We start from the raw sequence: 25,472 nt of genomic DNA, 5'->3' as shown, positions 1-25,472 counted from the left end.
CGGTCAGGGGGTGGTGCCAGGTACACCTCCCGCCCCGGCCAGCACCCGTGCCTCCACCTCCGGATCCAGCCCCTTCACCGCCCGGTCCGAGCGGTGCGGCGCCGTCCCGCCGATCGCCTCCAGCCAGGCCCAGGTGTCGGCGACGGTCTCCCCGACCGGACGGCAGGACAGCCCCGTCGCCACCGCCCGCGAGACGTCGGCGGCGTGCAGCGCGTCGTGCAGGTCGGTGCCCGGCGGCACCCACACCGGCAACTGCACCCAGGGCTCGATGCCCGCGTCGAGGACGGTCTGCGGGGCGGTCCAGCGCAGTTCGGCGTCCGACCCGCTCGCGCGGACGCACGCGTCGAGGAACTCGCCCATGGTGGCGTGCCCTTGGGGGCTCATCAGGTTGAACGGGCCGCTCAGCTCCCGCTCGACGGCGCCGAGGATCCAGGCGGCGAGGTCGCGGGCGTCGACGTACTGGAGGGGGAGGTCCCGGGGCCCGGGGGCGAGGACCGGGCCGCCGCGCGCGATCCGGCCCAGCCACCAGGGCAGCCGGCCGACGTTCTCGTACGGGCCGAGGATCAGGCCCGCCCGTACGAGCACCGAGTCCCGCGTGCCGAAGGCGTCGACGGCGGCCAGCTCGCCGCCCCGCTTGTCGCGGGCGTAGTCGGTCGGGCCGGCGTCGGGCGCCGCGCCCTCGACCACGGGCGCGTCCTCCGTGTACCCGGCGGGCGGGGCCCAGGTGTACACCGAGCAGCTCGACACGTACACGTACCGGCCGGCGCGGCCCCGCAGCAGCCGCGCCGCCTCGTGCACCGGACGAGGCGCCGACGACCAGGTGTCGACCACGGCGTCCCAGTCCCCCGGGTGCGCGGCCAGGGCGTCCAGGCCCCCGGGCGCGGTGCGGTCCCCGGTCAGCGCCCGTACACCGGAGTCGGGCGCGTGCCGTCCCCGGTTCAGGACCGTCACGTCCCAGCCCCGCCCGAGGGCCGCCTCCACGACGGCCCGTCCCACGAACTCCGTACCGCCCAGCACCAGAAGTCTCATGCGGGTGACTGTGCCCGGCCGGTCCGCGGGACGGAACCGTCCTCTGCCGAGGGCAGAGCGTCAACGGCCGGTCGGCGGGGTGTACTTGTAGCCGACGCGGCGCACGGTCTGGATGGTGCCGCGGTGCTCCGCGCCCAGCTTGCGGCGCAGCCGGGCGACATGGACGTCGACCGTGCGGCCGTCGCCGACATGGCCGTACCCCCACACCGTGGTGACGAGCTGGTCGCGGGTGTGCACCCGGTTCGGGTGCGCCACGAGATGCGCGAGCAGCTCGAACTCCAGGTAGGTCAGGTCGAGTTCACGTCCGCCGACCGCGGCGGTGCGCTGGACGGGGTCGACGCGCACGAGCGGGTCGCCCGCGGCGGTCTCCGTCTCCGTCGCCGGCACGGGGGCGGGCTGGAACGGTTGCTGCTGGTCCGCCGGGATCAGCACGAGGTAGCCGACCATCGCGGGGTGGCCGGGCAGGTCGGGCAGGGAGTGCTGAGGCGCGGGCAGCCAGGTGGCGCCGGGCGGCAGGAGATCGGTGACGTCGGCCACCTCGTCGGGGCCGACGGCCCGCAGCCGGTGCCGGGGCGCGTTCTGGACGGGGTGGGGGAGCGTGGCGGTGGAGAGGGAACGGGTGGTCGCCATGAGAGGTCAGCTCTTTTCGCGCGAGAAGTTCGTCGGGGACGTACGTCGTGCGCGCTGGCCGAAGGCCGGGGTGTACGGCTTTAGAGGGCCGGCGCGTTCGTCGCGCGGCAACACACCCGGTCGAAGTCGTGGTGCTGACGGGAAGGCCAGAAGGGCTCGAGGTCATGGCGACCCGTCGCGGTGTACTTCTGGAAGCTGGCCATGCCCCCATTGAAGCAGACACACGCCCGCAACAGGACCCTCCTCTCACAGCTTGGACGCTTTCCCTGACGCGGAGTTGACGTCACGGGCGGGGGACGTGGAAGGGGCGCCCCGCCGGATCGGCGGGGCGCCCCTTCACGAAGCCGTGCGGCGGATCAGACCTGGCCGGCCTTCTCCAGGGCGGCGCAGCAGGTGTCCACCAGGAGGCGGGTCACCGTGTAGGGGTCGACGTTGGCGTTCGGGCGGCGGTCCTCGATGTAGCCCTTGCCGTCCTTCTCGACCTGCCACGGGATGCGGACCGAGGCGCCGCGGTTGGAGACACCGTAGGAGTACTCGTTCCACGGGGCGGTCTCGTGCAGACCGGTCAGACGGTCGTCGATGCCGGCGCCGTAGTTCTTGACGTGGTCGAGCGGCTTGGAGCCCTCACCGAGCGACTCTGCGGCGGTGATGATCGCGTCGTAGCCCTCGCGCATCGCCTTGGTGGAGAAGTTGGTGTGCGCGCCGGCGCCGTTCCAGTCGCCCTTGACCGGCTTGGGGTCGAGGGTGGCGGAGACACCGAAGTCCTCGGCGGTGCGGTAGAGCAGCCAGCGGGCGACCCACAGCTGGTCCGAGACCTCGAGCGGGGCGAGCGGGCCGACCTGGAACTCCCACTGGCCGGGCATGACCTCGGCGTTGATGCCGGAGATGCCGAGACCGGCGGCCAGGCAGTTCTCCAGGTGGGCCTCGACGACCTCACGGCCGAAGATCTCGTCGGCGCCGACACCGCAGTAGTAGCCGCCCTGCGGGGCCGGGAAGCCGCCCTTGGGGAAGCCGAGCGGGTAACCGTCCTGGAAGAACGTGTACTCCTGCTCGATGCCGAAGATCGGCTCCTGGGCGCCGTACTTCGCCTCGACCTCGACCAGCGCGGCACGGGTGTTGGACTCGTGCGGCGTCATGTCGATGTTGAGGACCTCGCACATGACGAGGATGTCGTCGCCGCCGCGGATCGGGTCGGGGCAGACGAAGACCGGCTTGAGCACGCGGTCCGAGGCGTGACCCTCGGCCTGGTTCGTGGAGGACCCGTCGAAGCCCCAGATCGGCAGCGCGTCCAGACCGACGGGCTCACCCGCGATGATCTTCGTCTTGGAACGGAGCTTCGCCGTCGGCTGGGTGCCGTCGATCCAGATGTACTCAGCCTTGAAGGTCACGAGCCACTTCCTTCGGGGGTGTGTCTGACGCACTTGCGGGTGCTTTGACGCTGCGGCGCTGCGGCACTGGGGCGCCTTCGGTGTTGACGGGCAGCTTGTCAACAGGCGATTTCCCGGTCATTGCTCGAATGTGAACCCCGTGTTACCTGGTGGTTCTGTGGCGCGGGTCACGGTGTGAGAGGTCATTCGGCCGCTTCCGCCGCCCGCCGCACCCCCTCCAGGAAGCCCCGGATCGCGGCCCGCTCCCGCTCGTCGTAGCCCTGGAGCAGCTCCACCACCCGGCCGATGAGCGGGCCGAAGAACGCCTGCCCCAGGGCCACCGCGTGCTCGTCCACCTCGATCACGACCTTGCGGCGGTCGCCTGCGCCGCGCACCCGGCGCACATGACCCGCCCGCTCCAGCCGGTCCACCAGGGCCGTCGTCCCCGCCGAGTTCAGCCCGAGCGCCGCACCGAGCCGCCCCGCCGTCGTCTCCTCGCCCGCCCGCCGCGCGTCCATGAGGACGATCAGGGCCCGTACGTCCGTCGGATGCATACCGTTGCGGCTCGCGAACCGCGCGCTGTGCAGCCCGAGTTCGACCGCCGCCGCGCGCAGCAGATGGACGGTCTCCAGCTCCGGTCCCTCGGTCGGCATCCGTGCCCCCTGTGGTCTTCGTCTCGCCCGGCAAGTATCTTGCTGGGCGAGATAATAGGGCAGTGGAGTGCCGGGCAGTGGAGCACAGGGGGAGTGGAGTACATGGGCATCCATGACGGCGACGCCTTCCGGACCGCCTACGACAGGGTCCTCGCCAAGTGGCCCGCCGACCGGGAGGCGGTCACCGTCCCCACGCCGTTCGGCGAGACGTACGTGAACGTGTGCGGCCCGAGGGCCGCGCCCCCGCTGCTGCTCCTGCCCGGGGGTGGCGGGGCGACCTCCGCGTCCTGGTTCGCGCAGGCGGCCGACCTCGCCCGGACCCGGCGGGTTCACGCCGTCGACCTGATCGGCGCGGCGGGACGCACCGAGGCGCGCGGGGCGCGGACCGTCGACGATCTGCGGGACTGGCTGGACGCGGTACTGACGGGGCTGGGGATCGGTCCCGAGGTGCCGGTGGACCTGGGCGGGCACTCCTACGGGGGGTGGATCGCCCTGCACTACGCCCTGCGCGCCCCCGGCCGGGTACGCCGTCTGTTCCTCCTCGACCCGACCCGGTGCTTCGCCGGGTTCGAGACGGCGTATCTGCTGCGCGCCCTGCCGATGCTGCTGCGGCCCACCCCGCGCCGGGTGCGGGCCTTCCTGGACTGGGAGAGCGGGGGAGCGGTCATGGACCCCGACTGGCTCCTGCTCCAGGAGGCCGCCGCCGGCTTCCCCGCCGGGCGGCCGGTGACCGGCCCGCGTCCGGCGCCCGAGGAGCTGCGGGCCCTGCGTACGCGGGTCCTGCTGCTCGTGGCCGCGAACAGCAGGACCCATGACCCGTACGAGGTAACGGCCCGGGCGGGTGACGTGCTGCCGTACGTGGAGACCGCCGTCCTGCCGGACGTGTCCCACCATCAGCTGCCCGTCGCCCTGCCCTCCGGAGGGGTCCGCCGCCTCAGCTCGTTTCTCGGCGGCTGAACCTCACCCCACCTTCTCGATCACGGCCCGGCGGATCAGGAACTTGCCGGGCTCACGGACCTGTTCGAAAGCGGCGTTGTTCAGCAGCACACAGCTGCCGGAGACCGAGGTCACCTGGACGGTGATGGACTTGTTGTTGTCCAGGTTGGTGACCTTCAGCTTCGTTCCCGCCGGGAACTGGTTGCTGGACGCGGCCGGCGCGCCGCCCTCTCCCGAGAGGGTGACGGTCGAGCCGTTGCAGACCTGCTGACCGGAGGCCGCGGCACCGCCGTTGCCCGCGTTGCCGGTGTTCCCCGCGTTCCCCGTGTTTCCGGCGTTCCCGTTGTTCGCCGCGGGGGTCGAGGCCGCCTGCGAAGGCTGGGTCGGCTGCGCCGCCTGGGAGTCCTGAGCCGACTCCCCAACGGTGCACCCCGACGCCTTCTGCTGGACCTTGATCTGCGCGATGACCGCCTCGCGGTTGGCGATCCGGGCCGCCGACTGCGCGTCCGGAGCGGCCCGCTGGCCGTCGATGAACTTCTGGTTGTTGCCGAGGGCGGTGGCGAGTCCCTGGCAGACGGTCGAGTTCGCGGCGGACAGGGTCTGCGGCGTCTGCGAGGCGTTCGAGCTGCCCGCCATGGCGAAGGCCCCACCGCCCGCCACCGCCGCCGCCCCGACGAGCAGGGCGATCGTCTTCTTCGTGCCGAGTGTTCTCCTGCGCGACATGCGCGCCTCCTGAAGGGCTAGGGGAGCGTACGCCGCTATGTACGAGATCCCGAACGAAGTTACTCAGGAGTCGCGGGAGTCGATTGAAGTGGCGCGCGTCACACGGCGCTAACGGGACAGTGCGTCCCGTACGGCCTCGTCCGTGCGCGCCACCACGGCCGTACCGTCGTCGGCCGTGATGATCGGCCGCTGGATCAGCCTGGGGTGCCCGGCCAGCGCCGCGATCCAGCGCTCGCGCGAGGCCGCGTCCCGCGCCCACTCCTTCAGCCCCAGCTCCTTCGCCACGGCCTCCTGGGTCCGGGTGATGTCCCACGGCTCCAGGCCGAGCCGGTCCAGTACGTCCCTGATCTCGTCCGCGCTCGGCACCTCCTCCAGATACCGGCGGACGGTGTAGTCGGCGCCCTCCGAGTCGAGCAGCGTCAGCGCGCTGCGGCACTTCGAGCAGGCCGGGTTGATCCAGATCTCCATGGGGCCCACGGTAACGGCCTGCCGCAGGGGGTGTCCGAGCGACCGATCTGTTCGAATACTTGGTGTCTCTCGCGTACCTCTTGAACCTGGTGTGACACCACACCAATTTCCTTGCTCACCTGGGCATTTGAGAGCGATTGCGGCCTGCTGAATGTCAGTGGGGGGCAGTAGACTGGATGCAGTGTTCGAGAGTTCCGCCGGAGATCCCGGCGGGGTTCCGACCGCGACAGGAGGATGTTCGTGCCCGCTGCCGCACTGAAGCCGAAGCCGCTGCCGACCCAGTCCACCGCGAAGCGTTCCGTCCAGCTCGACCTGCCCTATGTGCCCGTGGCGAAGCGGCCGTTGCCGGCCGGACGGCCCCGGGAGTGGTACGTGGCGCACAACCGCCGGCTCAAGGCGATGCGCCTCGCCATCGCGCTGCTCGACCTCGGTGTCTACCTGCCGAACCAGGCCCGCAACGAGAAGATCCGCAGCACGGCGGAGCTGATCGGCGTCCACCCGCCGTCGGACACCACGTGCCACATGGTCAGGGCCTACCTGCGCTACAACCGGTGAGCCGGGTGCCGGGTGCCGTCCGTGGGCACGGCACCCGGCGTCCCTCATCCCGCCAGCCCCGTCATCCCGCCAGTTCCTTCTCCAGCGGGGTGCGGAACCGGGGCGTCACCCGGGCACCGCCCAGCAGGCCGCCCAGCCGCTCCGTCTCGGCGGCCACCGCGGCCCGCGCGTCCCGGTCGATCCCCTCCCCGGTGAGGAACCGCCAGACGATCTCCCCGTCCGCCCGCTGGGCCCAGCCCCCCACCACCCGGCCGTTCCACCACACCGTCGGACCGATGTTGCCGCTCCGGTCGAACAGGGCGGGCCGCAGCTCCGGCGTCAGATACCAGTCCCGGCCCTGCCAGCCCATCGCCGTCGGATCGAGCGCCGGCAGCAGGGCCGCCCAGGGCTCCTCGGGCGCCGCCACCGGACCGTCGTCCCCCTCGACGACGTACCCCGTGCCCCCGTCCACCGTCACCGCCCGCGCACCCATCGCCTTCAGCGCCCGCCGGACGTCGGTCACCTTCCACCCCGTCCACCATTTCAGATCCGCCTCGGTGGCCGGACCGCACACCGTCAGCCAGCGCCGCAGCAGCTCCGTCTGCGCCTGGGCGGGGTCCAGCTCGGCATGGGCCGGGGCGAGGGCCCAGCGGAACTGGCTGGACGTCCAGGAGCCCAGCGGGCGACCCCGGACCACCTTCCCCTCCACCCCCAGCAGCCGCAGCAGCCGGGTCGAGACGGTGTGGACCCCCTCGTAGCTCTTCCCCGCCGCGTACACGAACTGCTCCCGCAGCCGGGGCTCCTCCCGCGCCAGCTCGGCCGCCGTCGCCTGCCCCAGCCGCCCCAGCGCGGCCAGCGCCGACTCCTCGACCTCCTTCAGCCAGGCCGCGTCCGGGGCACCCGACTTCGCCATGTCCGCCACCAGCGAGGCCCGCGCCCGCGCGGCCACCGTGAGGCCGGTCGAGGCGTGCACGAGCGCCGTCAGCTCCGTCGGGAACACGAACACCGTGTCCCGCATGCCGTGCATCCGCACCAGCGTCCGGTCCTCGTACAGCGCCCGCTCCGTCGCCGGCACCGTCCCCGCCGGGCCGGTGAGCCGCGCCCCGACCGCGAGATACACCGTCGCCGGATCCGTCCCGTGCAGGGCGACCAGGGAAGCGGCCACCTCCTCGGGCGTCGCCGCCCGCCCCGGCGCGGTCAGCCGGTGCCGCAGCGCCAGCCGGGCCCGCCGCTCCGCCCCGTCGACGTACCGCATGTCCTCACCCATCCCAGACCCCCGCCCCCGTCGTCACCGGTCCCTGCACGCATCCTCCCCGACACCACCGACAACCGCCCCCGCACCGCGCGTCACCCGTTCGCCGGACCCGGCATGCGCGCCCCGGCCCTGCGTTCTTCACTGCGAACAAGGGCATGACGGCGGTGTGTTCGAGACGGAGGCCGACGTGGTGCGGAGACGAGGAACATGAGTGCCCCCGGCGCCCTCGGCACCCCCGAGGAGCGGGCCCGGCGCGGCAAGGAGGCCCGCAAGCGGGTCCCCCGCTCCGCGCACGCCGACTGGCTGCCCCCGGTCGACCGGCCCGACCCCGTCGTCGTCCTGGAACGGCAGGGCCGCGACCGGCTGCCCGAACTACTGCCCGTCCGGTACGGGCGGATGGCCGCCTCGCCCTTCGCCTTCCTGCGCGGCGCCGCCGCCGTGATGGCCGCGGACCTCGCCGCCCGGCCGCACACCGGACTCGCCGTCCAGCTCTGCGGGGACGCCCATCTGCTCAACTTCGGGCTGTACGCCTCCCCGGAGCGCGCCCTGCTGTTCGATCTGAACGACTTCGACGAGACGTTCCCCGGCCCCTTCGAATGGGACGTGCAACGCCTCGCCGCCTCCGTCACCGTCGCCGCCCGCGAGAACGGCCACGCCGGGCCCCGGGCGCGCGCCGCCACCGTCGAGGCCGTCGCCGCCTACCGCACCGCCATGCTGCGGCTGGCCCGGCTCGGCGAACTGGACGTCTGGTACGAACGCATCGACGCCGACCGGCTGCTGCCCCTGCTGCGCTCCGCCCGCCACCGCCGGCGCGCCGAGGCCAGCCTCACCCGGGCCCGCCGCCGCACCAGCCTCCAGGCCCTCGGCAAACTCACCGAACGCGTCGACGGACGCCACCGCATCGTCCACGACCCGCCACTCCTCGAACCCGCCGGCGTCTCCGACTCCGCCGCCCTGCGCAAGATCTTCAGCGACTACCGCTCCACCCTCTCCGAGGAGCGCCGGCTGCTCCTCGACCGCTACCGCTTCGTCGACGCCGCCCGCAAGGTCGTCGGCGTCGGCAGCGTCGGCCTGCGCTGCTTCATCGTCCTGCTGACCGGACGGGACGCCGACGACCCGCTGTTCCTCCAGATCAAGGAGGCCCGCGCCTCCGTCCTGGAGGCCCATCTGCCGGGCGGGCCCCAGCCCCACCCCGGCCACCGGGTCGTCGCCGGACAGCGGCTGCTGCAGGCGGCGAGCGACATCTTCCTCGGCTGGATGACCGGCCCCCAGGGCCGCGCCTACTACTGGCGCCAGCTGCGGGACATGAAGGGCTCCGCCGACGTGGCCGGCATGACCCCCGCCGACCTCACGGCGTACGCCCGGCTCTGCGGCACCGCCCTGGCCCGCGCCCACGCCCGCTCCGGCGACCGGATAGCCCTCGCCGGCTACCTCGGCACCGGCGCCACCTTCGACCACGCGATCGCCGACTTCGCCGAGGCCTACGCCGACCGGACCGCCACCGACCACGCGTCCCTGCGCGCGGCCATCGCGGCGGGGGTGGTCACGGCGGCCCCCGACGTATGAGACGCCCCCGCGGCGCACGAAAAACGAGATGCACGGTGAGTGACGGCCTCCCTACGCTGGACGACATGGGCACCGTCATCATCACCGGGACCTTCGTCCTGGTCGTCCTGGGATTCGGAAACCCCCTCTACTGGCTCGCCGCCGTCGCCCTGCTCTACGTCTACGTCCAGTACGGCAGGGACACCACCGGCTCCTCGTCGTCCGCCCCTCCCTCCACCCCGGCCCCGGGCCCCGCCCCGACCACCTACAAGGCCTACCGCGCCCGCCGCGACCTCCAGGCCAAGTGGGAGCGCCGCTACGAACGCGAGCGCGGCAAGTAGGACCCGTGGGACCGGCAGGACCCGTGGACCGGCTCACAGGCCGGGGGCGCCCCACACCGGGAACCAGCGGCTGAGGTCCTGCTCGATCCGCAGGTCGTTCGCCAGAACGGCCTTCACCTGGAGTTCGAGCGCGTTGTCGCGCCGCTGCCCCCGCTCGGGCAGCGGCGCGAACGGGTAGAACGTGCCTCGCTTGTAGAGGTACACGAGCGCGAGCGACCGTCCCGAGGGGTTCTCGAAGGCGGCCAGGGAGCAGAGCAGCTGGGGGCCGAAGCCGTTGATCTCCATGGCGCTGTTGACCGCGTGCAGGTCGTTGACCAGGGCGGAGAGATCGTCGGGGGAGCGGTGGGAGAGGAGCCAGGAGTAGCCGTAGTCGTCGCGCAGGAGCTGGACCGGGGGGCCGGTGCGCTCGGTGTCGGCGTCGAGGAGTGCCTGGACCTCGCGGTGCGTCTGTTCGAAGGCCGAGCCCTCCACCGTGGCGAAACAGACGGCGCCCTGCCCGGTCGGTGTGAAGCCGGCCGCCGCCTCCAGTGTGATCGCCGCCGAAGGCAGCGCGAACAGCTGATCGAGGTCGGGGACGACCGGCTTGCTCCGGCCGAGCAGGATGTCGAGCAGCCCCATGCGTCAGCCTGCCTTCCCGGGGGTGGCCGCCTCACCCAGCTCGGCGGAGATCCGGCCCAGCTGGTCGAGCCGCTGCTCAAGGCTCGGGTGGGTGGAGAAGTAGCGTTCGATGCCGGGCTCCTTGCCGGTCGCAGGGGTGAAGTAGAAGGCGTTGAAGGCCTGGGCCGTGCGCAGGTCCTTGGTGGGGATCCGGGCGATGTCCCCGGAGACCTTGGTGAGCGCGGAGGCCAGTGCCGAGGGCCGACCGGTCAGCAGCGCTGCCGCCCGGTCCGCGGCCAGCTCCCGGTACCGGGACAGTGCCCTGATCAGCAGGAAGCTGATCGCGTACACGGCCGCCGACACGCCCATCACGGCCGCGAAGACCACGGCGGTGTTCTGGTCCCGGCGCCCGCCGAACAGCTGCGAGTAGAACGCGAACCGCACGATCAGCCCGGCGATCACACCGAGGAACGACGCGATCGTGATCACGGCGACGTCCTTGTGCGCCACGTGCGACAGCTCGTGGGCGAGGACGCCCTCCAGCTCGGCCGGCTCCAGCCGGCGCAGCAGCCCGGTCGTCACGCACACCACCGCGTTGTCGGGATTGCGGCCGGTGGCGAACGCGTTCGGCATGTCCAGGTCGGACACGGCGACGACCGGCTTCGGCATGTCGGACAGGGCGCACAGCCGGTCCACCACGGCGTGCAGCTCGGGATACTCCTCGCGCTCCACGACCCGCCCGCGCATGGCGAACATCGCGATCCGGTCGGAGAACCAGAACTGCGCCACGAACATGGCCGCCACCAGCACGACCACCAGCAGCCACGACTTCAGCAACACGATCAGCGCGGCGACGAACGCCACGTACAGCAGCCCCAGCAGAAACATGGTGACCGTCATTCGCACGGTCAGCCCCCGGTCGCTCCGGAAACGGCTCCGCATCTGCATCACCCCGCAGGCAGTCAGGCACTCGCCCCCACAGCCAGTGTGCACCCGCGCACTCCCATGAAGCGCTCCTGATCAGGCCTAGGAGCAGCAAAGGCTCAGGACATCGGGACGCCGAGCAGCTTCCGCGACCGCTCCAGCAGCTCACGCGCCTCGGCGAACGCCTCGCGCGGCACGTCGGCCGTCGCGTGCGGGCCCTGGAGCGTCTGCCGGGCCCGGTGCCGGATCCAGTCGTCCGGGTCGTCGAGCGCCGCGACGGCCGCCCGCAGCCGCACCACCCCGCCGCGCGCCTCCAGCAGCCGGAACGCGGCGACCCGCACATACCGGGGCCGCTCACCGGTGAGCCGCCCGGTCAGCTGCTCCTCGGGCAAGGCCTCCGCCGACGGCAGCAGCGCGGCGGTCACCTCCCGCACCACCCCGGGCGCCGGATCGTCCAGCAACGGCCACAGCCGTCGTACGTCCGTCACGTCCAGGATCCGCAGCCCGGCCACGGCCCGCGCCCGCACCCCCGCGACCGGATGCCCGAGCAGCGCCCAGAGCACCTCGGCGTCGGCCCGCTCCCCGCACTCCGCGAGCCCGATCACGGCCCCCGGCGGCAGCCCCTCGGGCTCGGCGCACCTCTCCCGGTACCAGGGCAGCGGATCGCTCCCGCCCTGCCGTACGACGTACCGCGCACAGGCCCGCACCACCCCCGACCGGTCGGCGAGGAACCCCGCGGCCCGCTCCGGCCGCCCGGCCCGCCGCAGGGCGGTGACCCCGGCCGACCGGGCCCGCGGGCTGCGGGCCGTGAGCAGCGGTTCGAGGACGTCGTCGCCGTCGCCGCCCTCCGCGAGGGCGGCCAGGGCGGCGTCGGCGCAGAGGTTCTGGACGACCGTGTCGGGGTCCCGGGCGGCGGTACGGGCGAGTTCGGCGGGGGAGAGGAACAGGTGCTCGACGGCGAGACGGTACGCGTACCGGCGTACGGCACGGTCGGGGGCGGTGTAGAGCGGCGCGAGGGTGTCGGGTGGGGCAGCGCGCAGCAACCGGTCCGCGAGATCGGTGGCGAAGTCGCCCCGGCCCCGCCGTCCGATGCGCAGGACCAGGGGCAGCAGCCGTACGGCGGTCCGCTCGTCGAGGATCTCCGCCAGCCGCCGCCGGGCGTCCTCCCGCACCCGTGGGGCCCAGTCGGAGCAGCGCACGACCAGCAGCGGCAGCAGCCCGGGCCGGTCGGTGACCTGTTCGTGGGCCGCCTGCCGGATCCTGCCGTCCCAGTGGCACAGCGCTACCGCGAGCTGTGACTCGGTGAGGGGTTTCGCGGGCCGCAGGCGCGCGGTGAGGCCGCGTCCCTGGTGACGGCGCACGGCGGCGAGCAGCGCCCGTCCGCCCTCGGTGACGGCCCAGGGGTGGAGCCATACACCCTCGTCCGCGTACCAGACGCTCTCGCGGGTGCCGGTGTCCAGCGCGATCCAGGCCTCCGGGTCGTCGCCCGGCAGCACCGCGCCGAGCGGCTCCCCCTCCGCGAGCCGCACCGCCGCCGCCTGCCCGCCCGCGACGCTGATCGTGCCCATGCCTAGTACGGCGCCTGGAACCGGGCCCACCCCAGCAGCAGGATCACCGCCGCCACACACCCCAGCACGATCACCGTCGACACCCAGGACGACCGGCGCGGTCCCCCATGCTCCGGCTCCCCCCGGAACGGCACCGGCTCCGGCGGGTTCTCCTTCCAGCGGGCCGCCAGCATCCGGGCCCGTGCCGAGGGCTCCTTGTGCTCGGCCCGGTCGGCCCACCTGATGTCGAACTCGCGCTGGTCGTCGTCCTGTTCGGACATCCCCGTATCCCCCTGTTCGAACGGCAGTGCCAGAAACCATACGACGGCGCCCCCGCCCTGAGAAACAGGAAACGGGGGCGCCGGCCTACGACAGAGGCTCGATCACACGTCGAAGTACAGCTCGAACTCGTGCGGGTGCGGGCGCAGCTGCAGCGGGGCGATCTCGTTGGCGCGCTTGTAGTCGATCCACGTCTCGATCAGGTCGGACGTGAAGACGTCACCGGCGAGCAGGAACTCGTGGTCGCGCTCGAGCGAGTCGAGGACGGCCGGGAGCGAGGTCGGGACCTGCGGGACGCCCGCGTGCTCCTCGGGGGCCAGCTCGTAGAGGTCCTTGTCGATCGGCTCGGCCGGCTCGATCTTGTTCTTGATGCCGTCGAGACCCGCGAGCAGCAGGGCCGAGAAGGCGAGGTACGGGTTGCCGGAGGAGTCGGGCGCGCGGAACTCGACACGCTTGGCCTTCGGGTTCGAACCCGTGATCGGGATACGCATCGCGGCGGAGCGGTTGCGCTGCGAGTACACCAGGTTGACCGGGGCCTCGAAGCCCGGGACCAGACGGTGGTAGGAGTTCACCGTCGGGTTGGTGAAGGCGAGCAGCGACGGGGCGTGCTTGAGGATGCCGCCGATGTAGTAGCGGGCGGTGTCCGACAGACCCGCGTAGCCGGCCTCGTCGTAGAACAGCGGGGTGCCGTTGCTCCACAGCGACTGGTGGACGTGCATGCCCGAGCCGTTGTCGCCGAAGATCGGCTTCGGCATGAAGGTCGCGGTCTTGCCGTTGCGCCAGGCCACGTTCTTCACGATGTACTTGAAGAGCTGGAGGTCGTCGGCGGCGGCGAGCAGCGTGTTGAACTTGTAGTTGATCTCGGCCTGGCCGGCGGTGCCCACCTCGTGGTGCTGGCGCTCGACCTGGAGGCCGGAGGCGGCCAGCTCCAGGGAGATCTCGGCACGCAGGTCGGCGAAGTGGTCGACCGGCGGGGTCGGGAAGTAGCCGCCCTTGTAGCGGACCTTGTACCCGCGGTTGTCCTCGATCGCACCGGTGTTCCAGGCGCCGGCCTCGGAGTCGATGTGGTAGAAGGACTCGTTCTCCGAGGTCTTGAAGCGCACGCTGTCGAACACGTAGAACTCGGCCTCGGGACCGAAGTAGGCGGTGTCGGCGATCCCGGTCGACGCCAGGTAGGCCTCCGCCTTCTTCGCCACGTTGCGCGGGTCACGGGAGTACTGCTCGCCCGTGATCGGGTCGTGGATGAAGAAGTTGATGTTGACCGTCTTGTCGCGGCGGAAGGGGTCCACCCGCGCGGTCGACAGGTCGGCGCGCAGGGCCATGTCGGACTCGTGGATGGCCTGGAAGCCGCGGATCGACGAACCGTCGAACGCCAGCTCCTCGTCCGGGTCGAACGCCTCGACGGGCAGCGTGAAGTGCTGCATGACGCCCGGCAGGTCGCAGAAGCGGACGTCGACGAACTTGACGTCCTCGTCCGCGATGAACTTCTTGGCCTCGTCGGCGTTCTGGAACATCCAGCTCCTCCTACTCCCGGCCGTCGAGCCGGGGTGGTAGTTCGTTCGTGCGGCCAGTGCGGTGGCACACGCTGTCCTCGACCCTAGGGACGCGTGATTTCTCGGGCGTGACCCATTTGTTTCGCACAAGTTAACCGGACTCCGTCCGAATCACCCACCTGTCCGCATCGCGAAACGGGGGCAGTACCGTGGACGCGTGGACAAGAGGGAAGCAATCGGATCGTGGCTCTCGGGCCCTCGCGCGGCCGCGGAGGAAGCCGGTGTCGACTTCGGATACAGGGGCGAACAACTGGGCCTCCCGGAGGAGGGACCGGGTTCGATCGCCCGCCCCGGCCGGCGTCTCGGCGCACTCGCCGTGGACTGGGGTCTGTGCCTGCTGATCGCATACAGCTTGATCACCGACGGCTACACCCCCTCCACCAGCAACTGGACCCTGCTGGTCTTCCTGGTGGTGAGCCTGCTCACGGTGGGTACGCTCGGCTTCACTCCGGGCAAGCGGATCTTCGGTCTGCGGGTGGTGTCGCTGGACACCGGCACCGTCAAGCCGCTGCGCTCGGCGATCCGCACGCTGCTGCTCTGCCTCGCCCTCCCGGCCCTGATCTGGGACCGCGACGGCCGGGGCCTGCACGACCGGCTGGCCCGCACGGTCGAGGTGCGGATCTAGATCCGGCGGGAACGGCGGCAGGCATACGACGAGGACGAGGGGGGCGCCCGGTGATCACCGGGCGCCCCCCTCGTCGTACAGGAAGGATGAGCCGGAGTCGGCTCAGCGGGCCTTTCCGCCCTTCGGCAGGCGCATCCCCTTGGGCATGGGCCCCTTCGGGAGCGGCATGTTGCTCATCAGGTCGCCCATGGCGCGCAGCCGGTCGTTGGTCGCGGTGACCTGCGGTCCGGAGAGGACGCGCGGGTACTTCAGCAGGGTGGTCCGCAGCTTCTTCAGCTCGGTCTGGCCCTCGCCCGTGCCGACGATCACGTCGTGCACCGGGACGTCCGCGACGATGCGGTTCATCTTCTTCTTCTCGGCGGCCAGGAGGCTCTTCACCCGGTTCGGGTTGCCCTCGGCGACCAGGACGATGCCGGCCTTGCCGACGGCCCGGTGCACCACGTCCTGGCTGCGGTTCATCGCCACCGCGGGGGTCGTCGTCCAGCCGCGGCCGACGTTGTCGAGCACGGCCGCCGCAGCGCCCGGCTGGCCCTCCATCTGGCCGAACGCGGCCCGCTCGGCCCGTCGGCCGAACACGATCGCCGTCCCGAGGAAGGCGAGCAGGAAGCCGAGGATGCCCAGGTAGACCGGGTGGCCGATCAGGAAACCGATCGCGAGAAAGACACCGAGGATGAGGATGAAGACGCCCGCGAGCACCAGACCGATCGTCTTGTCGGCCTTGCGGGTCATCTTGTACGTCAGGGCGATCTGCTTCAGTCGCCCGGGGTTCGCGGCGTCCGCCGCGCTGTCACTTCTCGCCATGCCAGGAAGTCTACGTGGCCCCGGAAGTGCCGACGACGGCAGTGTCCGGGAGGGGATGTGGGGTGGGGAGTCGGTGGAGCGGTGGGTCAGGAGGTGCGGGCGGAGGTGACCGCTTCGAGGACGCGCTGCGCCTCGACCCGGTCCTTGGCGCGGCGGCGGTCCTCGAGCACGGAGGTCCAGGCGTTGCGGCGGGCGGTGCGCTGTCCGCTGCTCAGGAGCAGCGACTCGACGGCGCGCAGGGCGGTGGTGAAGGACGGGATCGCTGTGGCGCGAACGGGCGCGGCCTGCATGGGAAGGTCCCCCTCGGGCAGGTTGGGGTGGGAATCTACGAGGTGTGACACCAGCGTCACTGTTCGGTGTTACCAGGGCGTGACCGACCGGTCAAACGCCAATGAAGCCTTGATGCGGGGCCTTGCGCGGCCGGGGAACGCCGACGCGGTCCCGACCGGGGCCCTCAGCTGCGAGGACGGTCGGGACCGCGTCGTTTCGGCCGTTACCGGCCAGTAGTACCTTGTGCGCGAGTTCACACGCTTGCCCGACGCCCGTACGGCGCAAGGCGGTCGGCGACTGTCGCCCAGGTCACACGGCCTGCGAGGCGATGTAGGCGCCACGCTTCTCGACGGCCATCTGGTACAGCCGGCCCGCGCGGTACGAGGAGCGCACCAGCGGACCCGACATCACCCCGGAGAAACCGAGCTGCTCGGCCTCCTCCTTCAGCTCCACGAACTCCTGCGGCTTGACCCAGCGCTCCACGGGGTGGTGGCGCACGGAGGGGCGCAGGTACTGCGTGATGGTGATCAGCTCGCAGCCCGCCTCGTGCAGCTGCTTCAGCGCCTCGCTGACCTCCTCGCGGGTCTCGCCCATGCCGAGGATCAGGTTCGACTTGGTGACCAGGCCGTAGTCGCGGGCCGCGGTGATGACCTGCAGCGAGCGCTCGTAGCGGAAGCCGGGGCGGATCCGCTTGAAGATCCGCGGGACCGTCTCGACGTTGTGCGCGAAGACCTCGGGGCGGGAGGCGAAGACCTCCGCCAGCAGCTCCGGCACGGCGTTGAAGTCGGGGGCGAGCAGCTCGACCTTGGTGCGGCCGGCCTCACGGGACGCCGTCTGCTCGTGGATCTGGCGGACCGTCTCGGCGTACAGCCAGGCCCCGCCGTCCTCCAGGTCGTCGCGGGCGACACCCGTGATGGTGGCGTAGTTCAGGTCCATGGTGACCACGGACTCACCGACCCGGCGGGGCTCGTCACGGTCCAGCGCCTCGGGCTTGCCGGTGTCGATCTGGCAGAAGTCGCAGCGCCGCGTGCACTGGTCGCCGCCGATGAGGAAGGTCGCCTCGCGGTCCTCCCAGCACTCGTAGATGTTGGGGCAGCCGGCCTCCTGGCACACGGTGTGCAGTCCCTCGCTCTTCACGAGCTTCTGCATGGCGGTGTACTCGGGGCCCATTTTCGCCCGGGTCTTGATCCACTCGGGCTTGCGCTCGATGGGGGTCTGGCTGTTGCGGACCTCCAGGCGCAGCATCTTGCGTCCGTCGGGGGTGACTGCGGACACGACCGGCTCCCTGTGACTTCGATTCCTCGGCGCACACCAGGGTACGCCCGTGTTTACTGAGCCCTGCCGTCAGGCCAACCCGACGGACCCCGGGTCCATTCCGGCCTACACGCCTCAGGCGGTCGCCGGCTCGACGACGCGCGGCTTCAGGTCCGCGTGGCCCAGGACCTCCGCCAGATGGCGCTCGGCGACCGGCAGGACCTCGTCGATGGTGACCTCGCGGCCCAGTTCGTACGCCAGGGAGGTGACACCGGCGTCCCGGATGCCGCAGGGGATGATCTTGTCGAAGCTGGACGTGTCCGGGTTCACGTTCAGGGCGAAGCCGTGCATGGTCACGCCCTTGGCGACCCGGACGCCCATGGCGCAGATCTTGCGGTCCTCACGGCGCTGGCCGGCGTTGGAGGGGGCGTACTCCGGGCCGTTGAGCCGGGGGTCGAACTCGTCGTCGGTCAGCCGGGGGTCGAAGTCGAGGGAGAGCCCGCCCACCGCGGGGCGCTGTTCCACCGGGTCGCCCAGCACCCAGACGCCGGCGCGGCCCTCCACCCGGCTGGTCTCGACGCCGAACTCCGCGCAGACGCGGATCATCGCCTCCTCCAGCCGGCGCAGGTGCGCCACCACGTCCACCGGGCGGGGGAGCTGCTGGATGGGGTAGCCGACCAGCTGGCCGGGGCCGTGCCAGGTGATCTTGCCGCCGCGGTCCACGTCGACGACCGGGGTGCCGTCGAGGGGGCGCTCGTTGTCGGCCGTGCGCCGGCCGGCCGTGTAGACGGGCGGGTGTTCGAGAAGCAGCACGGTGTCGGGGATCTCGCCGGCGAACCGGGCCGCGTGCACCCGGCGCTGCTCGTCCCAGGCCTCCCGGTACTCCACGGCCTCGGCCCCGAAACCCATACGGACGAACCGCAACTCACTCACGGCAAGCGCCTCCCTGGAAGGTCGTAAGGCACGAAACGCGCCCACGCCACTGTACGTCCGCGCCCCCCGCGTCAGCCGCACGGCCAATCCTCACACGATCGGATGAATGCGGGTCGAGATGTGCGACCGGCTGCTTACGCTCCGCTACATTCGCGCCGTTCACGAGGCATCAGACCTGATCACAGCCCTCAGGGCACTTCATCCGGGCACGTCGGAGGCCCGGGAGGCAGGAGACCGCACCGCAGATGACGGAACGACCCGCGCAGCGCACTCCCAACCGCCAGCTCGCCGCGCTCATCGCAGAAGCAGGGTTCTCCAACGCGGGTCTGGCCCGTCGCGTCGATCAGCTGGGCCTCGAACACGGACTGGACCTCAGATACGACAAGACCTCCGTCACCCGGTGGCTGCGCGGCCAGCAGCCCCGGGGCACCACCCCGGCCCTGATCGCCGAGGTGTTCACCCGCCGCCTCGGCCGCCGCCTCACCGCCCAGGACCTCGGCCTGGACGCGTGCGCCCCGGTGTACGCGGGGCTGGAGTTCGCCGGCACCCCCGAGGAGGCCATCGACATCGTCGGCGGCCTGTGGCGCAAGGACTCCGGCAGCCACGCCGAACTCCGCAAGATCGCCTTCACCCCGGCCGGACTCGTCGTCCCGAGCCGAGACTGGCTGATCGGCCGGGCCGACGAGAAGGTGGCCCGCTGTGCCGAGACGGCCCCCCGGGTACCGGTCCAGAGCCGCCCGGCACTCCCCCGGGCGGCGGTGACGAAACCCGGCGGGCCGCTGCTGCCCGCCGTCCCGCAGATCGCCGTCCCCCGCCAGCGCGGGCAGGGCGCCGAACGCGGCCCCGGCCAGCGGGTCACCGGTGGCGACATCTCCGCCCTGCGCTCGGTCGGCGAGCTGTTCCGCACCCTCGACGACATGTACGGCGGCGGTCACGCCCGCCAGGCCCTCGTGCGCTACCTGGAGCACGAGTGCGAGCCCATGCTGCGCGGGACCTACGGCGAGCAGACCGGCCGCCGGCTCTTCGGCGCCGCCGCCGACCTCACCCGGCTGGCCGGCTGGACCTCCTTCGACATCGCCGCGCACGGCCTCGCCCAGCGCTACTTCGTGCAGTCCCTGCGCCTGGCCCAGGCGGCCGGGGACCGCGCCTACGGCTCCTACGTCCTGGTCACCATGAGCCGCCAGGCCGTCTACCTCGGGCACGGCCGGGAGGCCGTCCAGCTCGCCCGGGTCGCCCAGCAGGGCATCGGCGGCGGAGCCCCGCCGACCGTCCAGGCCCTGCTGCACGCGGCCGAGGCGCGCGGACACGGGGTGCTCGGCGAGGTGCGGGCCGGCACGGCCGCGCTGGTGCGGGCCGAGCGGGCCCTGGAGGCGGCCCGCCCGGGCGACGAGGTGCCGCACTGGGCGCGGTACTTCGACGAGGGCCAGCTGGCCGACGAGTTCGGGCACTGCCACCGCGACCTCCAGCAGTTCCGGGCCGCGGCGCAGCACGCCGAACGCTCCCTCCAGCTGCGCCCCGCCGCCTACGCCCGGAGCCGCCTGTTCTGCCGCGTCGTCCTCGCCACCGCCCGCCTGGGCCTCGGTGAACTCGACCAGGCCTGCCACCTGGCCGCCGAGGCGGCGATCCAGGCGGCGGAGATGCGCTCGGTCCGCGCGCTGGAGTACGTCAGGGACTTCGAACGCAGACTGGAGCCGTACCGCGACGCGGCCCCGGCGAGGACCTACCGCGACAAGGTGTCAGCGCTGGGCTGACGCGCCCGTTTTTCGGGGGCGCGCGGAACTGCCTTTTGGGGGCGCGGGGAACTGCGCGATGAGCCCCCACGCTGCCGCACTCGAACAACGACCTCAAGCAGCCTCAGCGGCAGCGCCCCGCACCGGATCAGCCCGGTGTATGGACCCACCCGCCCCCAGATCGGACAGAATCGCCGCAGCCGCCCGATGGGCGGAGTGCAGCGCCCCCTGGACCGTGCTGGTGTCCCGGTGGTCCCCGCACACGTACAGCCCCGCCAGGAGCCGTACCGCCCGCCGCAGATCGTGCGGCGGGCGCATCGCGGGCACGGCCTCGGCCGTGTGGTGGACGGCGAGCGTCTCCCACCGCGCGGTCGAGGCGCCGTACAGCCGTGCGAGATGCATCCGTACGGCGGTGTCGACGCCGTCGGGCGGGGTGCCGAGGACGGTGGAGGAGATCAGGGCGCGGCCCTCGGGCGCCCGCGAGGGGTCGACCGCGCTGGTCACCGTCGTGTGCGCGACCGGGCCGCCGCGGTCGGCGTCCAGCAGCAGGGACCCGCCGGTCGCCGGGGGCTCGTCCGTGGTGTGGTGGACCACCGTCACCGGGTGGAAGTCCGGCACCCGCAGACCGGGCAGCAGCTCGGCCGCGGTGCGCGCGTCGGTGGCCACCAGGACCGCGCGGCAGCGGAACACGCCGTGTTCGGCGGTGGTCACCGAGGTCGTGGAGACCGAGGTGACCCGCACCCCGGTGTGCACCACGCCCGGCGGCAGCGTCCGGGCGAGCAGCTCCGGCAGCACCTCGGCGCCGCCCTCCGGCACACAGAGCCGGCCCGCCGCGAATGCGCGCAGCGCGAGGTCCGCACAGCGGCTGGAGGTGGTGAGGTCCGGGTCGCACAGCAGTGCGGCGAGCAGCGGGCGCAGGAACCCGTCGATCGTGCGGGCGGGCAGCCCGCGCGCGGCGAGGGCCTCGGCCGCCGCCGACTCCGGGCGGCGCAGCAGCCGTTCGGCGGGGGTGGCCGCGATCCGGGTGAGGGCGGCGCCCAGCCGGGCCTGGTCCACGGCCGTGCCCAGCGGAGCGCCGGGCCGCACCCGGGGCGGCGGGACGGACTGCCAGGGCCCGCCCGAGCGGGAGCCGGGCAACGGCACGCCCCGTCCGCCGGGCAGCGGCACCGACCGGGCGGCGGCCGTGCGCGGCCGGGGCAGCGCACCGGGCCGAGGGGCGCTCGCCAGGGCGCGTACAGCATGGAGTGCGCCCCTCGCGCTCCCCGCGCCCGCCTGCGCGCCGGCCCGGTGATGGCGCCCGTCGCTGTGCAGCAGGACTCCGGGGGCGAAGGGACGCAGCACGAGCGCGTCGAGCCCCGGGGTCAGGCCCAGTTCGGGGTAGGCCGTGGACAGCAGCTGGCCGATGCGGTCGAGCCGGAAGCCGTCGACCTTCTCGGTCGACATGCGGCCGCCGACGCAATCGGCGGCCTCCAGGACCGCGGTCGTAATTCCTGCGCTGGTCAGCCGATGTGCGGCGGAGAGTCCGGCGACTCCGGCTCCCACGACGACGACGTCTGCCTGGTACGCGGGCTCAAGCACGTGCCCCTCCTCGAGGTTTGCGCGGCCGGTGGAGACGTCATGCCCCCAACTGGCTTCCGGGATGCCCGAGTTCGGATCGAGGTTAGGGCCGGGAACGGTCAGGGACAGTCGCGCATGGACAGGGCACGGTCGCACGGCGGTCGCATACGGTCGTCGCAGGTGGGCACACCCGGTCGCACACCGCCGTACGAGCCCTCTCACGCCGCACGCACGGCGTCCTCGATCCCCGGGAACGCGAAGGTGAACCCGGACTCCAGCAGCCGCTTCGGCACCACCCGTGCGCTGCCCAGGACGTCCCCGGCCATCTCGCCCAGCACCGTGCGCAGCACCGGCGCCGGCACCGGGAACAGCGTCGGCCGCCGCAGCACCCGCCCCATCGCCTCGGTGATCTCACGGTTCGTCAGCGGCTCGGGCGCGGTCAGATTGAACGGACCCGACAGCTCGTCACGGTCCATCAGGTACCGGATCGCCGCGACCTCGTCGTGCAGCGCGATGAAGGACCAGTACTGCCGGCCGTCGCCCATCCGCCCGCCGAGGCCCGCCCGGAACAGCGGGAACAGCTTCCCCCAGGCCCCGCCGCCGCGCGCCACGACCAGCCCGGTCCGGGTGAAGACCGTCCGTACCCCGGCCTGTCCGGCGGGCGCCGCGGCGGCCTCCCACTCCACGCACAGCTCCGGCAGGAAGCCCGTGCCGGCGGGCGCGTCCTCGTCCACGACCCGCTCGCCGGTCTCGCCGTAGATGCCCATCGCGCTGCCGTTGACGAACACCCGCGGCGGCTCGTCGAGCGAGGCGATCGCGCGGGCGAGCCCCGCCGTGGCGTGCACCCGGCTGTCGTGGATGCGCCGCTTGTAGTCCTCCGTCCACCGCCGGTCCCCGACCCCGGCGCCCGCCAGGTTGACCACGGCCGCGCACCCGGTGAGCCCCGCCGCGTCCACCTGCCCCCGCTCGGGGTCCCAGCGCACCTCGTCCGCGCCCCGGGGCGCGTGCCGCACCAGCCGGACCACCTCGTGCCCGTCGGCCGTCAGGGACCGCACCAGGGCGCTTCCGATGAGACCGGAAGCGCCGGCCACCGCGATTCGCACACGTTCCTTCTGCATGGAGTCATCCTGCCGGGCAACGGCGTAAAACCCCCGTCGGGCCCCGCCATGCGTGGCCTGGGGCCCGCCACCGCCCCGAGGACCATCTGGTGGCCGAACACGGCGACCGTGTCCTCAGCTACCGAACACTTGCCCAGTGCTCCGCCCTTCAGGGTGGAGGTGTAGGGCATCCTGTCGGTAGTGGCCCGGAGGGGTGCAGCGGCATGGTGAGGATCGCCTTGTCCGACAGCGGAGTTGTGGGACCTACCGCCGGACGGGCGGGAAGTCAGGCCTGCGGAGGCCGTGTAAGACCGACCTCGGGCAGGTGAGGGCGTCAAATCCGCCTGGTGCCGCCGACCTTGCTCGCTGACACCGCGCACGAACGGCAGATACAGGGCCTCGCCGTCGCCGACGAGTCCCGCCGTGCAGGCGCCCGCCGCCCTCCCAGGGGCGGCGGGGCTGTATCTGATATGCGGCTCCGCCGCGGGGCGCGACCAGCCCCCACGGCGCCGCACCCGAACACGCAATCAGCTCGTCAGCTCACCCGTGTCCACCGCCGCCGTGGCCTTCGCGGCCCGCGCCGCGTCCTCGGACACCTCCGCCGCCGTCAGCACATACCCCGTCTCCTTGTCGGACGTGGACTGCGCGAAGACCACCCCGTACACCTCGCCGGAGGTGGTGAGCAGCGGCCCGCCGGAGTTGCCGGGGCGGACCGTCGAGCGGATCGAGTAGATCTCACGGGTCACGGTCGAGTCGTTGTAGATGTTCCGGCCGGTCGCCTTCACCCGGTTCGCGACCGTCGCCGCCTGGAGATTGAGGTCGCCGTCCTGCGGATAGCCCGCCACGACCGCCTCGTCGCCCCGCTCCGCCGAGTCGTCGAAGCGCAGCACGGGGGCGCGCAGCTGCGGCACGTACAGCACGGCCACGTCCTTGTTCGCGTCGAAGAGCACTACCGTCGCGTCGTACGAGGCACCCACCCCGCCCACCCGCACGCTCGGGTGGTCGATGCCGGCCACCACGTGCGCGTTGGTCATCACATGCTCGTGCGCGTACACGAACCCGCTGCCCTCGCGGCCCTGGTCGCCCGCGGACCCCTCGATCTTCACCGTGCTCAGCTTCGCCGCGTTGGTCGCGCTCGCCGTCACGCTGTCGCCGCTGGGCTTGGCCACCTCGGCCGTCGACTCGTTCTCGAACGGGTTGAAGACCTGCGGGAAGCCCGCCTGGGTGAGCGCGGACGTGGCGTTGGAGAACCAGGCCGGGGTGGTGTCCGGCATGGCGTCCTGCACCGCGCCCAGCAGCTTGGAGTCCCGGATCGACGACGTCACCACCGGCGAGGAGGGCGACGCGCCCAGCACGCTCGCCGCCACCCACGCCACGATCAGCACCGCCACCGCGTTCGCGACGGCCCCGCCGATCCCGTCCGCCACCCTCAGCGGCCCCCGGTCCAGCTCGCGCCGCAGCCGCAGCGCGAGCCGCCCCGCCAGCTCGTGCCCGAACGCCGCCGGCACCAGGACCGTGAACACCGCGGCCACCGTCGCCGCCGTGGTCCCCGGCGTCACCAGCTTCATCACCCATGGCAGCACCCACACACCGACCACCGCCCCGCCGACGAACCCGGCGAGCGAGACACAGCCCGCCACCAGTCCGCGCCGATAGCCGGAGCCGGCGTAGGCGAGGATCACCAACGCCAGCAGGATGTCGAGCAGGTCCACGGGGCCGCCTTTCTCTAGGACCCTTCAGTACGTGGGGGACGGGCCCAGTGATCAGCCGCACGCGAGCGTGGCTGAACACGATCGGCCCCGCGTGCGTGCACCCCGGAAAACGCCGTGGACGGGGACGATGGTTCCACCAGGTGGCACAGCACACATCGCGGGCGGGACGGAACCGGCCGACAGTGGGTCCATGTGCGCCCTTCGACCGGCCCCGCGCGGGGGCCGGGGAACGCGACGAGGACGGCGCCCGGCGCGGATACCGGGGTCGCTCCTCGCGCTGCTGGGCTGTCTGCCGGGGTTCGCCGCCGTCACCGCCCTGGTGCTGTGCACGGGCGGCGCCGACCACCTCACCACGGCCCGGCCGGCCGCCCGGGCCGGGCTGCCCACCCCGGCCCGCAGCACGGCGGAGCCCGCGCACACCGCGGTCCGGCCGCCGATCGTGCCCCGCACCGCCTGGCTCGACGCCCGCACCCTGCGCCCGCAGCCGCCGCCGCGCTACGACGACAAGGTCGTCGCGGTCTTCGTCCACCACACCGACTCGCCCAACGGCTACGACTGCGCCGACGCGCCCCGCATCATCCGCTACCTGTACACGGGCCAGACCGGCGCCCGCGACTGGGACGACATCGGCTACAACTTCCTCGTCGACCGCTGCGGCACCATCTACGAGGGCCGCGCGGGCGGGATCGACCGCCCCGTCACCGGCGCCCACACCCAGGGCTTCAACCACCGCACCGCCGGGATCGCCGCCCTCGGCACGTTCACCGCCGGGGTGCCCGTCCCGCAGCCGATGGTCGACGCGATCGCCGCACTGGCCGCCTGGAAGCTCGGCCTCGCCGACGTCGACCCGCGCACCATGGCCCGCCTCACCTCCAGCAACAGCCTCAGCCGGTACGCGGCCGGCACCACCGCCACCCTGCCCGCCCTGGCCGGCCACAACGACGGCTACATGACGAGCTGTCCCGGCGCCGCCCTCACCGCCCGCCTGCCCGAGATCCGGGCCGCGGCCGCGCGGCTCCAGGGCCGGGCGGCCGTCACAGCACCCTCGGGGACGCTCACAGGAACGCCTTAGGCAGGATTCAGGGTTCTCCCATCCCCGCCGCCTACCGTCA

Annotated in this window: 26 protein-coding genes; 7 read left to right on the top strand and 19 right to left on the bottom strand. The window is 72.5% G+C overall.

All coding sequences use genetic code 11. The features are described from left to right. Window positions 1–3: 3 nt before the first annotated feature. The 4 genes from ACYQ8Q_RS13605 to ACYQ8Q_RS13590 all read right to left on the bottom strand — a co-directional run bounded on the left by ACYQ8Q_RS13605 (window position 4) and on the right by ACYQ8Q_RS13590 (window position 3,679). A complete protein-coding gene (locus ACYQ8Q_RS13605; protein WP_460064806.1) occupies window positions 4–1,029 on the bottom strand; it encodes an NAD-dependent epimerase/dehydratase family protein in 1,026 nt (341 codons plus the stop codon). A gap of 60 nt (window positions 1,030–1,089) precedes the next feature. Beyond that, window positions 1,090–1,659: a winged helix-turn-helix domain-containing protein gene (locus ACYQ8Q_RS13600; protein ID WP_460064803.1), complete on the bottom strand. Its 570-nt coding sequence runs from the start codon at window positions 1,657–1,659 to the stop codon at window positions 1,090–1,092. A 356-nt stretch (window positions 1,660–2,015) separates the two neighbouring features. Then, entirely contained in the window at window positions 2,016–3,047 is a 1,032-nt protein-coding gene (glnII, locus tag ACYQ8Q_RS13595) for a glutamine synthetase (protein ID WP_460064801.1), read from the bottom strand. Between the two features lie 182 nt (window positions 3,048–3,229). Next, window positions 3,230–3,679 carry a MarR family winged helix-turn-helix transcriptional regulator gene (locus ACYQ8Q_RS13590; protein ID WP_460064800.1) on the bottom strand — a complete coding sequence of 150 codons (450 nt, stop codon included), beginning with the start codon at window positions 3,677–3,679 and terminating at the stop codon, window positions 3,230–3,232. 102 nt (window positions 3,680–3,781) lie between these two features. On the opposite strand from ACYQ8Q_RS13590, the gene ACYQ8Q_RS13585 reads away from it, so the two are divergent. Continuing rightward, window positions 3,782–4,636: an alpha/beta fold hydrolase gene (locus tag ACYQ8Q_RS13585; protein ID WP_460064799.1), complete on the top strand. Its 855-nt coding sequence runs from the start codon at window positions 3,782–3,784 to the stop codon at window positions 4,634–4,636. Window positions 4,637–4,639: 3 nt separating this feature from the next. On the opposite strand, the gene ACYQ8Q_RS13580 is transcribed toward ACYQ8Q_RS13585, so the two are convergent. Both ACYQ8Q_RS13580 and ACYQ8Q_RS13575 read right to left on the bottom strand, forming a co-directional pair. Continuing rightward, window positions 4,640–5,338, bottom strand: a complete 699-nt coding sequence (locus tag ACYQ8Q_RS13580) for an RlpA-like double-psi beta-barrel domain-containing protein (RefSeq protein WP_460064796.1) — start codon at window positions 5,336–5,338, stop codon at window positions 4,640–4,642. A 108-nt stretch (window positions 5,339–5,446) separates the two neighbouring features. Beyond that, window positions 5,447–5,806, bottom strand: a complete 360-nt coding sequence (locus tag ACYQ8Q_RS13575) for an arsenate reductase family protein (protein WP_460064795.1) — start codon at window positions 5,804–5,806, stop codon at window positions 5,447–5,449. Window positions 5,807–6,046: 240 nt separating this feature from the next. Here ACYQ8Q_RS13575 and ACYQ8Q_RS13570 point away from each other — a divergent pair, with 240 nt between their 5' ends. Further along, on the top strand, window positions 6,047–6,361 hold the full coding sequence (locus ACYQ8Q_RS13570; RefSeq protein ID WP_055639121.1) for a hypothetical protein: 315 nt from the start codon (window positions 6,047–6,049) through the stop codon (window positions 6,359–6,361). A 61-nt stretch (window positions 6,362–6,422) separates the two neighbouring features. Here the strand turns inward: ACYQ8Q_RS13570 and ACYQ8Q_RS13565 are convergent, their stop codons facing one another. Beyond that, on the bottom strand, window positions 6,423–7,607 hold the full coding sequence (locus ACYQ8Q_RS13565) for a winged helix DNA-binding domain-containing protein (RefSeq protein WP_460064794.1): 1,185 nt from the start codon (window positions 7,605–7,607) through the stop codon (window positions 6,423–6,425). A 195-nt stretch (window positions 7,608–7,802) separates the two neighbouring features. Here ACYQ8Q_RS13565 and ACYQ8Q_RS13560 point away from each other — a divergent pair, with 195 nt between their 5' ends. Then, window positions 7,803–9,161: a DUF2252 domain-containing protein gene (locus tag ACYQ8Q_RS13560; protein ID WP_460064792.1), complete on the top strand. Its 1,359-nt coding sequence runs from the start codon at window positions 7,803–7,805 to the stop codon at window positions 9,159–9,161. A 65-nt stretch (window positions 9,162–9,226) separates the two neighbouring features. After that, a complete protein-coding gene (locus ACYQ8Q_RS13555; protein WP_460064790.1) occupies window positions 9,227–9,481 on the top strand; it encodes a hypothetical protein in 255 nt (84 codons plus the stop codon). Window positions 9,482–9,514: 33 nt separating this feature from the next. Here ACYQ8Q_RS13555 and pspAB read toward each other — a convergent pair whose 3' ends face one another. The 5 genes from pspAB to glnA all read right to left on the bottom strand — a co-directional run bounded on the left by pspAB (window position 9,515) and on the right by glnA (window position 14,342). Then, window positions 9,515–10,099, bottom strand: coding sequence for a PspA-associated protein PspAB (pspAB, locus tag ACYQ8Q_RS13550; protein ID WP_460064788.1), 585 nt, complete (start codon window positions 10,097–10,099; stop codon window positions 9,515–9,517). Window positions 10,100–10,102: 3 nt separating this feature from the next. After that, complete coding sequence (gene htpX / locus ACYQ8Q_RS13545) at window positions 10,103–11,020, bottom strand: zinc metalloprotease HtpX (protein ID WP_460064786.1); 918 nt, start codon at window positions 11,018–11,020, stop codon at window positions 10,103–10,105. A 101-nt stretch (window positions 11,021–11,121) separates the two neighbouring features. Then, window positions 11,122–12,570, bottom strand: a complete 1,449-nt coding sequence (locus ACYQ8Q_RS13540) for a hypothetical protein (protein WP_460064785.1) — start codon at window positions 12,568–12,570, stop codon at window positions 11,122–11,124. Window positions 12,571–12,572: 2 nt separating this feature from the next. Beyond that, window positions 12,573–12,830, bottom strand: coding sequence for an SCO2583/SCO2584 N-terminal domain-containing protein (locus ACYQ8Q_RS13535; RefSeq protein WP_460064784.1), 258 nt, complete (start codon window positions 12,828–12,830; stop codon window positions 12,573–12,575). A gap of 102 nt (window positions 12,831–12,932) precedes the next feature. Next, window positions 12,933–14,342 (bottom strand): type I glutamate--ammonia ligase, encoded by a 1,410-nt coding sequence (gene glnA / locus ACYQ8Q_RS13530; RefSeq protein ID WP_460064782.1) that lies wholly within the window; start codon window positions 14,340–14,342, stop codon window positions 12,933–12,935. 196 nt (window positions 14,343–14,538) lie between these two features. On the opposite strand from glnA, the gene ACYQ8Q_RS13525 reads away from it, so the two are divergent. Beyond that, complete coding sequence (locus ACYQ8Q_RS13525) at window positions 14,539–15,006, top strand: RDD family protein (RefSeq protein ID WP_460064781.1); 468 nt, start codon at window positions 14,539–14,541, stop codon at window positions 15,004–15,006. A gap of 102 nt (window positions 15,007–15,108) precedes the next feature. On the opposite strand, the gene ACYQ8Q_RS13520 is transcribed toward ACYQ8Q_RS13525, so the two are convergent. From ACYQ8Q_RS13520 to lipB, 4 genes are all read right to left on the bottom strand, one after another. Then, a complete protein-coding gene (locus ACYQ8Q_RS13520) occupies window positions 15,109–15,807 on the bottom strand; it encodes a DUF4191 domain-containing protein (RefSeq protein WP_460064780.1) in 699 nt (232 codons plus the stop codon). An 86-nt stretch (window positions 15,808–15,893) separates the two neighbouring features. Then, the gene (locus tag ACYQ8Q_RS13515; RefSeq protein ID WP_067245807.1) at window positions 15,894–16,097 is read right to left on the bottom strand and encodes an SCO2195 family GlnR-regulated protein; all 204 of its coding nucleotides are present in this window, start codon (window positions 16,095–16,097) and stop codon (window positions 15,894–15,896) included. Between the two features lie 289 nt (window positions 16,098–16,386). Further along, window positions 16,387–17,352, bottom strand: a complete 966-nt coding sequence (lipA, locus tag ACYQ8Q_RS13510; RefSeq protein WP_460064779.1) for a lipoyl synthase — start codon at window positions 17,350–17,352, stop codon at window positions 16,387–16,389. 114 nt (window positions 17,353–17,466) lie between these two features. Further along, window positions 17,467–18,264 carry a lipoyl(octanoyl) transferase LipB gene (gene lipB, locus ACYQ8Q_RS13505; protein WP_460064777.1) on the bottom strand — a complete coding sequence of 266 codons (798 nt, stop codon included), beginning with the start codon at window positions 18,262–18,264 and terminating at the stop codon, window positions 17,467–17,469. A 245-nt stretch (window positions 18,265–18,509) separates the two neighbouring features. Between lipB and ACYQ8Q_RS13500 the strand changes: the two genes are divergently transcribed. Next, a complete protein-coding gene (locus tag ACYQ8Q_RS13500; protein ID WP_460064776.1) occupies window positions 18,510–20,015 on the top strand; it encodes a regulator in 1,506 nt (501 codons plus the stop codon). A gap of 93 nt (window positions 20,016–20,108) precedes the next feature. Here ACYQ8Q_RS13500 and ACYQ8Q_RS13495 read toward each other — a convergent pair whose 3' ends face one another. From ACYQ8Q_RS13495 to ACYQ8Q_RS13485, 3 genes are all read right to left on the bottom strand, one after another. Continuing rightward, on the bottom strand, window positions 20,109–21,572 hold the full coding sequence (locus tag ACYQ8Q_RS13495) for an NAD(P)/FAD-dependent oxidoreductase (RefSeq protein WP_460064774.1): 1,464 nt from the start codon (window positions 21,570–21,572) through the stop codon (window positions 20,109–20,111). 197 nt (window positions 21,573–21,769) lie between these two features. Next, window positions 21,770–22,669 (bottom strand): TIGR01777 family oxidoreductase, encoded by a 900-nt coding sequence (locus tag ACYQ8Q_RS13490; protein WP_460064772.1) that lies wholly within the window; start codon window positions 22,667–22,669, stop codon window positions 21,770–21,772. Between the two features lie 506 nt (window positions 22,670–23,175). Further along, entirely contained in the window at window positions 23,176–24,360 is a 1,185-nt protein-coding gene (locus ACYQ8Q_RS13485; RefSeq protein WP_460064770.1) for a MarP family serine protease, read from the bottom strand. Between the two features lie 190 nt (window positions 24,361–24,550). Here ACYQ8Q_RS13485 and ACYQ8Q_RS13480 point away from each other — a divergent pair, with 190 nt between their 5' ends. After that, window positions 24,551–25,432 carry a peptidoglycan recognition protein family protein gene (locus tag ACYQ8Q_RS13480; protein WP_460064768.1) on the top strand — a complete coding sequence of 294 codons (882 nt, stop codon included), beginning with the start codon at window positions 24,551–24,553 and terminating at the stop codon, window positions 25,430–25,432. The last annotated feature ends 40 nt before the right edge of the window (window positions 25,433–25,472 follow it).

The sequence above is a fragment of the Streptomyces sp. YKOK-I1 genome, from assembly GCF_054660435.1.
The sequence above is the reverse complement of the archived record's forward strand: the minus strand, read 5'-3'. Positions and strand labels throughout refer to the sequence as shown.